The organism is Actinocatenispora comari (assembly GCF_017312725.1).
GTDB classification, from domain to species: domain Bacteria; phylum Actinomycetota; class Actinomycetes; order Mycobacteriales; family Micromonosporaceae; genus Actinocatenispora; species Actinocatenispora comari.
The window spans coordinates 46,625-58,564 of the sequence record NZ_BOPO01000001.1; the positions used below are offsets into that span (position 1 = coordinate 46,625).

Annotated in this window: 11 protein-coding genes; 1 reads left to right on the plus strand and 10 read right to left on the minus strand. The window is 72.4% G+C overall.

The features are described 5' to 3' along the window. Nucleotides 1-17: 17 nt before the first annotated feature. Nucleotides 18-1,460 (minus strand): glycine betaine/L-proline transporter ProP, encoded by a 1,443-nt coding sequence (gene proP, locus NUM_RS00225; RefSeq protein WP_207122416.1) that lies wholly within the window; start codon nt 1,458-1,460, stop codon nt 18-20. A gap of 150 nt (nt 1,461-1,610) precedes the next feature. Then, nucleotides 1,611-2,267, minus strand: a complete 657-nt coding sequence (locus NUM_RS00230; protein WP_207122417.1) for a spermidine synthase family protein — start codon at nt 2,265-2,267, stop codon at nt 1,611-1,613. Between the two features lie 260 nt (nt 2,268-2,527). Here NUM_RS00230 and NUM_RS00235 point away from each other — a divergent pair, with 260 nt between their 5' ends. After that, on the plus strand, nt 2,528-3,502 hold the full coding sequence (locus tag NUM_RS00235; RefSeq protein ID WP_207122418.1) for an NAD(P)H-quinone oxidoreductase: 975 nt from the start codon (nt 2,528-2,530) through the stop codon (nt 3,500-3,502). A gap of 653 nt (nt 3,503-4,155) precedes the next feature. On the opposite strand, the gene NUM_RS00240 is transcribed toward NUM_RS00235, so the two are convergent. The 8 genes from NUM_RS00240 to NUM_RS00275 all read right to left on the minus strand — a co-directional run bounded on the left by NUM_RS00240 (nt 4,156) and on the right by NUM_RS00275 (nt 11,877). Next, entirely contained in the window at nt 4,156-5,034 is an 879-nt protein-coding gene (locus NUM_RS00240; RefSeq protein ID WP_207122419.1) for a DUF5926 family protein, read from the minus strand. A gap of 368 nt (nt 5,035-5,402) precedes the next feature. Continuing rightward, complete coding sequence (locus NUM_RS00245) at nt 5,403-5,834, minus strand: ATP-binding protein (protein WP_207122420.1); 432 nt, start codon at nt 5,832-5,834, stop codon at nt 5,403-5,405. A gap of 21 nt (nt 5,835-5,855) precedes the next feature. Then, complete coding sequence (locus tag NUM_RS00250; protein ID WP_207122421.1) at nt 5,856-7,211, minus strand: sensor histidine kinase; 1,356 nt, start codon at nt 7,209-7,211, stop codon at nt 5,856-5,858. Nucleotides 7,212-7,380: 169 nt separating this feature from the next. Beyond that, a complete protein-coding gene (locus NUM_RS00255; RefSeq protein ID WP_207122422.1) occupies nt 7,381-7,716 on the minus strand; it encodes a rhodanese-like domain-containing protein in 336 nt (111 codons plus the stop codon). A 47-nt stretch (nt 7,717-7,763) separates the two neighbouring features. Beyond that, on the minus strand, nt 7,764-8,777 hold the full coding sequence (locus NUM_RS00260) for an LCP family protein (protein WP_207122423.1): 1,014 nt from the start codon (nt 8,775-8,777) through the stop codon (nt 7,764-7,766). A 92-nt stretch (nt 8,778-8,869) separates the two neighbouring features. Then, the gene (locus tag NUM_RS00265; protein ID WP_440588069.1) at nt 8,870-10,012 is read right to left on the minus strand and encodes an LCP family protein; all 1,143 of its coding nucleotides are present in this window, start codon (nt 10,010-10,012) and stop codon (nt 8,870-8,872) included. A gap of 518 nt (nt 10,013-10,530) precedes the next feature. Continuing rightward, the gene (locus NUM_RS00270) at nt 10,531-11,064 is read right to left on the minus strand and encodes a flavin reductase family protein (RefSeq protein WP_207122425.1); all 534 of its coding nucleotides are present in this window, start codon (nt 11,062-11,064) and stop codon (nt 10,531-10,533) included. Between the two features lie 165 nt (nt 11,065-11,229). Continuing rightward, nucleotides 11,230-11,877, minus strand: coding sequence for a flavin reductase family protein (locus NUM_RS00275; RefSeq protein ID WP_207122426.1), 648 nt, complete (start codon nt 11,875-11,877; stop codon nt 11,230-11,232). Nucleotides 11,878-11,940: the final 63 nt, after the last annotated feature.

An 11,940-nucleotide genomic window follows, 5' to 3' on the forward strand; every position in this document is an offset into this window, starting at 1 on the left:
TCGGGCCGCTGGTGCCGTCAGGGGCGTTGAGCGGCGACCAGTTCCTGGGCCTCGCGGCGGGAACCGACCGCCGGCGGCGAACCGCGGAGCGGGCGGCGGGCCGTCTCGCGCATGAAGAACACCGCGACACCGCCGATCACCGCGGCCGCCATCAGGTAGAAGGCCGGCACCATGGTGCTGCCGGTGGCGCTGATCAGCGCCTCGTTGACCAGCGGGGTGGTCCCGCCGAACAGCGATACCGACACGTTGAACCCGATCGACATCGCGCCGTAGCGCACCTTCGTCGGGAACAGTGCCGGCAGCGCCGCCGGCATCGTCGAGGTGAAGCAGACCAGCAACAGGCACAGCACCAGCACGCCGGCGAAGATCGTCGCGACCGTCGCGAGCTGCATGAGCAGGAATGCCGGCACCGACAGTACGAAGAAGCCGATGCAGCCGGCCATCAACACCGGCCGCCGGCCGAGGTGGTCGGAGATCCGGCCGGCGAAGGTGATCACCGCCATCATGATCACCATGCACACCAACACGATCAGCAGGCCCGGCGTCTCGCCGAAGCCGAGCGCCGCGTGCAGGTAGCTCGGCAGGTACGACAGCAGCATGTAGTCGGTGACGTTGAAGACGAGCACCAGCCCGAGGCACAGCAGCATCGCGCGCCACTCGCCGACGAGGATCTCCCGGTACTCGTGCCGCTTCGGTTTCTGCTCGTCGCTCTGCTTCTTGTCCGCGGTGATCTTCTCGTACGCCGGGGTCTCCTCCAGCCGCAGCCGCAGGTACAGGCCGATCAGGCCGAGCGGCCCAGCCACCAGGAACGGCAGCCGCCAACCCCAGGTCAGCAGCGTGTGCTCGGACAGTACGGCGGTGAGCACGGTGACCAGGCCGGCACCCATCGAGTAGCCGGTGAGGGTGCCGAACTCCAGCCAGCTGCCCATGAACCCGCGACGACGGTCCGGCGAGTACTCGGCGATGAACGTGGTCGCCCCGCCGTACTCGCCGCCCGTCGAGAACCCCTGTACCAGCCGCGCCACCAGCAGCAACGCCGGCGCGAACAGCCCGATCGTCGCGTAGGAGGGGATGAACGCGATGCTGAACGTGCCGGCGGCCATCGTGATCATCGTGGTCGCGAGGACCCGTTTGCGGCCGATCCGGTCACCGAGCGGGCCGAAGAACAACCCGCCGATCGGCCGGACCAGGAACGCCGCGGTGAAGGTGGCGAACGTCGAGATCAGCTGCGCCGCCGGATTCCCGCTCGGGAAGAACACCTTCCCCAACGTCACCGCGAGGTAGCTGTAGACGCCGAAGTCGAACCATTCCATCGTGTTGCCGATGGCCGCCGCGGCGACCGCCCGACGCAGCGTGTCCGGGTTGACCACGGTCACGTCGTCGACGGTGAGCTTCCGGCGGCCACGGTCGGTACGGCGGCGCGGGCCGAGCCGCCGCGCGGCGCGTTCGGACCGTGCCATGGCGCCCCTCCCGGCTCGCTCGGCGGCGGACCGCTACCGGTCCGCTGGCCGAACTACCCGGTCCCGGGCCGATCAACCGTCCGACGTTCACCGTTCGCGGCGAACCGGACAGCCGGGTTCGTCACACCCGGCCGGGCCGAAACGGCGCGGTCAGGTGGCGCGGCGGGCGAGGTAGACGACGTCCGGTTCGCCGCGGGCCACCTCGACCGGCAACACCCGTACGTCGAAGAACAGCTCGCCGAGCGTCGCCTCGAACGCCGGCACGGCGGCGGCGCTCCACACGGCAAGGGCGCCACCGGGCGCGAGCGCCGACCGTACCGCGGTGAGGCCGGCGACGTCGTACAGCTCGGCGTTGCCCGGCACCACCGTCCACTGTGGACCGTTATCGATGTCGAGGCAGATCGCGTCGTACCGGCCGGCCGGCGCATCGGCGTGCAGCCACCGCACCAGATCGTCGACCAGCACCGTGACACGCGGGTCGGCCAACGCGCCGTCGGAGAACCGGGACAGGTGCGCGTGCTGCCACTCCAACACCACCGGCTCCCGCTCCAGCACGGTGATCTCCGTCAACCGCCCGTCGGCCACCGCCTGCGCCAACGAGAACCCGACCCCCAGCCCGCCGATCAGCAGCCGGCGCGGCCCGTCCACCGCCGCCAACGCTTCCGTCACCAGCAGCCGCTCGGACCGACCGTCCGACGTGTCCATCAGAAACGTGCCGTTGCTGATGATCTCGTACCGGTCGGTCTGCTCGTCACGGCGCAACACCAGCTCGCCGCGCGGCGTGTCCCGACGTTCGATGGTCTCCACGGACGTCGAGCCTAGGTGCCGACGGCGGCCGCGTGCCGCTCGGTGCCGGCCGCCTCCGGCCGGATGCGGGAAGGCCGGATCACCTGTAGCGCTATGGCAGCCCCCACCCTCACCGGGGGCTCCCCGCTGACCAGCCTATCGGGGTGAGTGGGGGCCGGCGCGGGTCGCGGGAAATCTGTGGACGACGGGTACCCCTGTGGACAACGCGGCGCGGACCCGGTCGACGCGAAACGACCGGCCCCCGGCGGTACGGTGGCGACGTGCATGCGGTGATCAGGAACGCGGACGGTGGCCCCGAGGTGTTCGAGTGGGCCGAGGTGCCGGACTCGGCTCCCGGGCCCGGTGAGGTCGTCATCGAGGTGGTCGCGGCCGGTGTCAACCGCGCCGACGTCCAGCAGCGGCGCGGGCTCTACCCGCCGCCGCCCGGCGCGCCCGACTATCTCGGCCTGGAGTGCTCCGGCCGGATCTTCGCCGTCGGCGCGGACGTGACCGACTGGCAGCTCGGCGACGAGGTGTGCGCGCTGCTGCCCGGCGGCGGGTACGCCGAGCGTGTCGCGGTCTCCGCCGACACGGTGCTGCCTGTCCCCGCCGGGGTCTCGCTGCGGGACGCGGCCGGGCTACCCGAGATCGCCTGTACCGTCTGGTCCAACCTGGTCCAGGTCGGCCGCCTGAGCGCCGACGAGACGCTGCTCGTGCACGGCGGCGGCAGCGGCATCGGTACCTTCGCCATCCAGCTCGCCCGCGCCCTCGGCGCCGTCCCGTACGCGACCGCCCGGACGGTCAAGCACGAGGCGTTGCGCGCCCTCGGCGTCGAAGAGGTCTTCGACTACACCACCACCGACTTCGTCGCGGCGCTCGCCGACGCCACCGGCGGCCGCGGCGCCGACGTCATCCTGGACCACATCGGTGCCAAGTACCTGACCCGCAACGTCACCGCGCTGGCCCGCAACGGCCGGCTGGTCGTCATCGGTTTCCAGGGCGGCCGTACCGCCGAGCTCGACCTCGGCCTGCTGATGGCCCGCAACGCCTCGCTCACCGTCACCGGATTGCGTGCCCGGCCGCTGCCGGAGAAGGCCGCCATCGTCGGCGAGGTGCGCACCCACGTCTGGCCGCTCGTCACGGCCGGCGCGATCCGCCCCGTCATCGCCGACACGTTCCCGCTCCCGGACGCCGCCGAAGCCCACCGAGTCATGGAGTCCAACTCCCACCTCGGCAAACTCCTCCTCACCCGCTGACGCACCGCGGCACCTCTGCGCGCTGAGGTGCTCCCGAAGCGCTCGTGTCACCGCGGGATGCGCTCGTTGCCGACGGTGCAAAGGCCACCTCTGTCCGCTGAGGTGCGCCCCAAGCGGCGGTGTAAAGACCACCTCTGCTCATCGCTTTGACCCGCGTGGGGGAATGCGAGGAGAGGGCTTCGCCCCCTCCTCGCGCTCCTTCCCCGCCAAGGGGGCCGCCCCCTTGGCCATCCCCGCCCAGCCCCCGGTGATGCTGCCCATCGACGCTGAGCAGGCGTCGAAGAAGAACGGGCACCGGCTCGGCCTACCCATCACGGCCACGCCCGCTTCGCTTCGTGTCGTGTCGTGTTGCGGGCGGGGTTGGGTTGGTGTCGTGGCGGGCTGGGCGTCGATGGGCAGGCCGCACCGGGCCCCGTCGTTCCGAAGCGAGCCAGGCGGTGTCCTGCCTGAACACTGATTCCCGGGCAGGGGATGTCAAGGGGGCGACTGCCCCCTTGATGGGGAGGGGTGTGGGGAGGGGCGAAGCCCGCTCCCCACGTTCCCCCACGGGGGGTGAAAGAGGCGAACAGAGGTGGCCTTTACACCGCCAACACCCAGCACCCCAGCACCCCAGCCGCGCTTCGGGAGCACCTCAGCGCAAAGAGGTGGAACCCTCACCTCAGGGTGAACTGCCGCCCCAGCAACCCCTGGCGCGACCTACGCTCCTCCGCGGTCAGCGGCTCGGCGGCGGCCAGGTGCCGCTGGTACCTGTCGCGGACCGCGGCGAGCGGCTCCTCCCAGTCGCTGCCGGGCCGGTCGATCGGCACGTCCCACACCGGTACGAGCAGCCCGTGGGCGCGGAACATCCCGGCGAACCGGGTGCCGTCGCCGAGGGTCAGCGCGCCGGCGGCGGCGAGCTTGGCCAGCGCGTTCAGGGCCGGGTCCTCGTCCTCGGCGAGCACCCACCGCACGTGCGCCTTGTCGGGTACCCGGCACCAGTAGGCGCCGGGCGCCGCGGTGAGGTGCTCGGTCGGGTAGATGGACTCGTTCGCCTGGTCGAGGCTGGCCTTGACATTGGGGTCCTCGTCGGCGCCGGGCGCGATCCAGAACTCGAACCCGGTCTCGATCGTCACGTCGAGCGGGCCGTCGACCAGCACGTCCTGCAGCCGCGGACCGGGGCCGGGCAGCGCCGGTACGCCGACGGTCTGGCCGACCTCGGTGTCCAGCGCGCTGAGCAGCGAGGCGGCGATGTCGCGGCTGATGTCGCCGGACTGGAACTGGCGTTGCAGCCCGACGAGGACCGTGCCGTCGGCGCGGACCATCGCCGGCCACGCCATCGGCAGCACGGTGGCCAGGACGACCTGCCGGTCCGGGTACTTCGCCGCGTACTCCGCGGACAGCTGCAGCGGTGCGGTCGCCGCGGGGACCAGCTCCCGCAGCGCCACCCAGTCGGCCTCGCTGGCCAGACCCTCGAACGGACGCGCGACGAAGATGTCGCGCACCTTCTCCCGGCGCTCGGCGCGGGAGGCACTGTTTCGGCGACGCTTGCTCACGGCACGCCAGCCTAGGCGGTTACGCCGGGTCACCCGCAACCGGCATACGGTACGCGACCGGCCGATCGCGTACCGAGACGCCGCCACCGCGGTCCGCAACGCCCCGACCACGCCCGCGGGCGCCCGCGCCGGCGGACGGCAGCGCCCCTGCACCGTCGAAGCCCAGCCCGTCGGAAAGCCCAGCCCCCGAAAGGCCCAGCCCGTCAGAAGGCCCGCCCGTCAGAAGGCCCAGCCCCGAAAGGCCGGCCCGGCGGAAGGCCCAGCCCCGGAAGCCCAGCCCGTCAGAAGGCCCGGTCCGTCGGAAGGCCCGGCCCCGAAAGGCCCGGTCCGTCGGAAGGCTCGACGCCGAACGGCCCGGCGCCGGTACGTCAGACGGCGAGGCGGCCGTCGCTGCTGACGGCGACGAGTTCGGCCCAGACGCGGCGTCGCCCGTCCTCGGTCTGCACTCCCCAGCGGGAGGCGAGGGCGGCGACGATCTGCAGGCCACGGCCGTCGACCGCGTCCCAGTCGGCCGACCGCAGCGCCGGCGTCTCGGCCGAACCGCCGTCGATGACCGCCACCTGGACCCGGTCCGGCAGGACCGACCAGGACACCTCGATGAGCGTGTCGCGCAGCGCGCGGGCGTGCCGGGCGGCGTTACCGACCAGCTCGGACACCACCGTCACGGCGTCACTGGCCAGCTCGGCGTCGACGCCGGCGGCGCGAAGACCGGACAGCAGGCGGGTGCGGGCGAGGCTCGCGCCGCGGGCGTGATGCGGCACGAAGGTGTGCCGGGCACGCTCCCCAACGCCAGCTGTCACGTTCACGCCTCTCCCCATACGTCACACGCCTGCGCGAGGCAACCGTACCTCAGCGACCGTTCCGTCCGGATTACGCCGCCGTAACGACACCCAGCCATGCTGGCCCTCCACGATCCGACGCACCAGGTAAAGTCCCAGGCCGACGCCGCCGAAGCGGCGCCGGTCGGTCCGTTCCGCCTGCCAGAAGCGATCGAAGACGCGACCGGTGTCCTCCGGTCGTACCCCGATGCCGCTGTCGGCGATTTCGAACCACACTGTGTTGTCGTCCGCACCCGCCGTCAGCGTTATCACTCCGCCGCCAGGGGAATATTTGTGGGCGTTCTGGACCAGTTCGGTCAGTACCGTCGGTACACTGTCCGGATCTCCATACGCCGGGGGCAACCGGTCCGGCAGCGTCGGCCGCAGCCGCGCCGCCTCCTCCGGGCCCAGCCGCGCCACCGCCTCCCCGAGCGCCGCGAGCAGATCGAATTCGCGCGGTTCGAGCAACGCGTCGACCCGCTCCTCGTCGCCGCCCAGCAGCAGCCGGTCCACCAGTACGGCCAGCCGGTCGGCGCGCTCGTGGATGGCGCGGACCAGGTCGCGGCGGGTGTCGTCGTCGAGCTGGTCCCACCGCCGGTGCAGCGTGTCGACGTACCCGCGGATCACCGTCACCGGGGTGCGCAGCTCGTGGCTGGTGGTGGCGACGAACAGGTCCTTCGCCCGCTCCCGCCGGCGCGCCTCGGTGACGTCCCGGAACGTCACCACGTGGTCGGCCGAGCCGGCGAGCGCGGTACACGACACCGACAGCACCCGGGCGTCGGCGAGGTCGAGTTCCACGGTCCGGCCCGGCGGCGGCACCGCGAACGGGATCGGGTGGCCGACCGCCTGCGCCGCGGTGCGGCCGGTGATCACCTGCGCGGCCGGGTTCCAGCTGCGCACCGTACCGTCCGCGGCGACCACGGCGAGGCCGTCGGCGAGCGCGGCGACCAGCGGGTCGGTCGCCGGCGGGCGGACCACCCCGAGCAACCGGGCGACCAGCCGTACCGCGTCCCGCTCGTCCCGGTCGAGCCGCCGGTCGGGATGCAGGTACAGCCGCACCAGGCCAACCGGGCGGCCCTCGGCGTCCGGTACGGCAACGGTGACGGTCCCGGCAGCGCCGACCGCGGGCGGGTCCGTGGCGGAGTCCGCGGCGACGGTGCGACCCAGCGACCAGGCGGCGCCGGGGCTCGCGGCGACGATCCGGGCGGCGCCCTCGCCGGGGGTGGCGAACGCGGCGCCGGCGGCGCCGAGCGCGTCGGACAGCGCGATGAGCAGCTCCCGTACCGCCGGCTTCGGGTGCCGGCCGGCATCGGTGGCCCGCAGCACGCCGGCGATCAGTACGGGGAAGTCCACGGCCATCGCGGTGCAGTCTTGCCGGCCGGCAGGCAGGACGCAACCGCGCGGCGGCGACTTCGCAGCTCATACCTCAAATACGCCGGTTTGGCGTACCGGATCGGGGCAGACCCGCCGTCGGAGCCGGAGGGTGTCTCGGAGCCCTCGGGTCGAGCGAGGCGAGCCCGCTCCCGGGTCAGATGATGCGCGGGGACTCGCCGGCGGCGGCCTCCAGCGGGCGGTCGGCGGCGGCCCAGGCGCGCATCCCGCCGTCCACGTTGCGGACCTGGTCGAACCCGTTGCCCAGCAGGTACGCGGTGACCTGGGCGGAGCGGCCGCCGGACCGGCAGATCACGTACACGTCGTCGTCCATCGGCACCTCGCCCATCCGGGCGGGCACGTCCTGCATCGGCAGGTGGTGGGCGCCCGGCGCGTGCCCGGCGGCCCACTCGTCGTCCTCCCGAACATCGAGCAGGTACGCGTCGTCGGGGACGTCGGTGGCCGACACGGTGGGGACTTCTGGTGCGAACACGATGGGAGCCTTCCTGATGGTCGTCTCCCGAAACGTATACCGCGCCGTCAGGCGGCGTTCTTGTTGACCAGGGTGGGGTGGGCCGCCGCCCAGGTACCGAGGTCGTCCTCGCGGATCGCGGTGAACAGGCTGCGTCCGGTGTCGTCGAGCTGCTGGATCGCCTGCCCGTCCGGCGAGTACCCGTCGATCTCCGGCAGCCGCAGCATGGTGATGTCCGAGCCGGAGACGCGGCGCAGCGAGAACACCAGGTCGGGCAGCGCGACGCCGTTGGTGTCGACGGTCAGGTCGTCGCCGATCGCCCGGACCACCTTGTCCAGCTTCGCCGGGTTGGACAGCAGCCCCTCGTGCTCGGCCCGCGCGGCAGCCGCCTTGATCAGCTGCTGCTGGTGCCGCTGGCGGCCGTAGTCGCCGTCCGGCAGGTCCTCGCGCTGCCGCACGTAGTCGAGCGCCTCGGCACCGGTGAAGTGGTGGCAGCCGACGGTGAACAGCCGCCCGGTGTGGATCGACCTGGTGCGCTCGTCCACGCACAGCCGGATCCCGCCGAGCGCGTCGACCACCTTGTCGAACCCCTGGAAGCTGACGATGACCATGCCGTCCAGCGAGACACCGGTGAGCTGCTCGACGGTACGGGCGGTCAGTTTCGGCCCGCCGAAGTCGTACGCCGCGTTGATCTTGGATTCGCAGCCGCTGCCCTGGCCGCAGTCGTCGATCGGCACCCACAGGTCACGCGGGATGGAGATCAGGTACGCGTGCCGGTGGTCGGCGGTGACGTGCGCGATCATGATCGTGTCGGACCGGCCCAGGTCGTCGGTGGAGTCGGTGGGTCGCTTGTCCGAGCCCAGCAGCAGGTAGTTGAACGCGCCGTCGATCACCTCGTGGCCGGCCGACCCGTCGATCAGGTCGGCCCGGTGCACGCTGCTGTCGTACCGGTGCTCCAGCACGGCGCCGGCCGCCATCGTGCCGCCGGACAGCACCACCAGCACCACGCCCACCCACACCAGCAGCCGGGCCCACAGTGGCGACGTGCGCCGACCGCCCCGGCCGGTCCGCGCCTCGGCCACGGTCCGCCTCCCCGTCTCCGGGGCGGCAGTCGGCCCCGGCACGAGTCATTGTGTGCCGGGGCCGATGCGCTGCGTATCGAAAGCGCGGGTTGTTACTTCTTCTGTGGGTTTTCCTTCAGCCACTTGGCGACGGTGTCGTTGGTGACCGCGTCGTACAGCGAGGACGCCTTCTGCTTGTTCGACAGCACCACGCTCTGCCCGTCCATCGTGCCGGTGCCGTCGTTCGGGCTGGTCATGAACGTGATGTCGTTGCTGCGCAGGTTGCGGAACTGCACCGCCTCGTCGATCAGCTGGAAGCTCTTGTCCACCTGGATCACCTTGACGACCGCCTGCAGGAAGTCGTTCAGCTTCTTCGGGTTGGACAGCGTGCCGCTGCTGGCCGCCTTGTTCAGCAGCGCCTTGAGGAACGCCTGCTGGTGCTTCTGCCGGGCGAAGTCGCCGGTCGCGAACTGGTACCGCTGGCGGCAGTAGTCGAGCGCCTGGGCGCCGTCGAAGTTGTGCCAGCCCTTGGTGAACTTGCGGTGCGGCGGGTGGATCGAGGTGATCGTCTGGTCCACGTACATCCGGACCCCGCCGAGCGCGTCGGTGACCTCCTGGAAGCCCTGGAAGTTCATGATCGCGACGTGGTCGATCCGGACCCCGGTGAACCCCTCCACCGTCTTCACCATCAGCGGCGTGCCGCCCCAGGCGAACGCGGCGTTGATCTTCGCGTTGGTGCCGCCGCCGTCGGCGCCCTTCATCTCCGGCACGTACACCCAGGTGTCGCGCGGGATGGAGACCACGTAGGCGTGGTTGTGGTCGGCGTCGATGTGCAGCAGCATGATCGTGTCGGTGCGCGGCTTCTCGCCGCTCTTCTCCCAGCTCGTCCGCATGTCGCTGCCGAGCATCAGGATGTTCTGCGCGCCGTCGACCTTCTTCGCGGGCCGGCCGCCGGTCAGCCCGGCGAACGCGTCGGTCCGGTGCAGCTTGTCGTCCAGCGAGTTGGCGTACGCCCAGACGCCGACGGTGCCGATCCCGGCCAGCACCACCAGCGCCAGCACGACGACCAGGATGCGCCGCCCCCAGCGTGGCCGGCGCTTCCCGCGGTACTGGTTGCCACCGCCGCCGCCACCGCCGGGCCGGCGCGGACCGCCCGGGCCGCCGGGGCCGCCGCCTTCGCTGCGGGGACGGGCCGAGCCACGGGCCGGGCGGGACTGCCCGCCCAGGTAGCTGCGCGGCACGGTGCCGTGCGACATCCCCTCGCGGCCGGGTGTCCGGCCGGAGCGGACCCGGGCGGAGCCGCGCGCGTTCGGGGGAGTGGAAGCCATGGACCCAGCGTACGGGCAGTAGTCCCGGTACGAATGGCGCCACGACGACAGTACCGACAGATCGGGCAGCTGCCGCGGGTCGTGATCATGCCGCTGACGAGGCAGGACGCCCTGGCGGCAAGCGCTTTCTCAGAGGTTGCTGCGAATTTGGCGCACGGCGGTCGCCGCCGAGCGGCCGGGACCCACCGTGCTCGGTCCCCCCGGACCACCCGACCGCCTGACGGCGACCTGTCGGCACACCCACACTCGTCGCCGCAGCGGCGGGCGTCCCCCCGTTGGTGCGTCCACTCCGTGCCGGCGACGGCCGCGGGAAGCCGGCGGGGCACGCAATCGAACCTAATCAGGGCCAGCGATCCACCGCAGGGACCAAAGTCCCGGAAACCGTCGATGTTCGGCGGGCCCGTGCATTCCCGCCTACTCTCCCGGCATCCGGCCCGGGCACGGTTTCACGGCGTGCCGACGGTCAGGTAGCGGCCCCGGCGGTACACCAGGATCGGCTCGTCGTCGGCCAGCGTCACCTGCTGCACCGTCGCGTCGATCCGGCGGCTCCAGCCCACCTCCGCCGCCCCCTCGTACCGGCAGCCGAGCCAGCTGGTGCCCGCGGCGAGCACCGGCCCCCACTCGGTGTCCGTCCAGCCCTGCTGCGCGAACAGCCCGCCCGGCGCCGGGGCGAGGCCGCCGAACCGGTCGGCCAGCACCCGGTGCCGGTCGCCGAGCAGTTGCACCGCGAACCGGCCGGTCTGCTCGATCGCGTCGGCGAGATCGCTGTCCGGGTCGATCATGCCGACCACGCACGCCGGGTCACCGTCGACCACCAGCGTGGACGCGACGGTCAGCCCAGCCCGGCCGCGCCCGGTACCGGTGGTCCACAGCGTCACCGGGGCCGCCAGCCGGCCCCGGAACCGGCGCAGCGGATCGCGCTGCCCGGCCGGCGTCGCGTACGGGTGCTCGGCATGGATCTGCGCACCGGGTTCGTCCATGCCGCCATTCTCGCCGCGGCCCGTCACCGCCGAAGCGGTACGCCGTCGCGGGCCCTCACCGCCGAGGCGGTACGCCGACCGTCGGGCCGTCACCGCCGAAGCGGTACGCCGCCGCGGGCCCTCACCGCCCAAGCGGTACGCCGACCGTCGGGAGGTCGATCGCGGTCAGCGCGGCGTCTCGGAACGGAACGTGTGCCCGAGTTCGGCGCCGAGGCCGAAGTAGTGCCGGAAGTTGTAGATCAGCGGCTGCCACCGGGCCGGGTCGACGTGGTCGGTGCCCGGTACGACGACGTCCGCCGCGGCGTGCACCCGCAGCACGTCGGCCTCGACCACGACGAACGACCCGTCCGCGGCCGGCCGTACCCGCACCGCCCGGGCCTCCAGCTGCAGCGGGCACTCGGCGACCCGCGGCGGGCGGACCAGCTCGGCCGGCACCGGCGTCAGCCCGGCGGCGGCGAACTTGGCCGGCTCGTACCGGAAGCGGTCGGCCTTGTGCGCCGGCACCGGGGCGCGGCCGGTGAGCGGCGCGAGCCGTTCCACCGCCCGCCACAGCGCCGGATCGGGCAGGTTGACCACCAGATCCGGGCGTTCGGTGAGGTTGCCGGCGCTCTGCCCGGCCGCGCCGAGACCGAGCACGACGGTACGGCCGAGTGCCCACGCCGAGGACGTCGGCGCCAGGTTGGCGGTGCCGTCCGCGTTCTCGGTGGACAGCAGCACCACCGGAGTGCCGAAGTACAGGATGCTCGGCTCGATGGTCAGGTGCGTCGCGCTCGGTTCGAGGTTCGCCGGGGCGGCGGTGGGTGCTTCGGTCATGCCGCGACGGTAGGGCGCGGACCGTTCGGTCCCGGCCGAAGCTTCCGCACGGTCGGCCGAAGG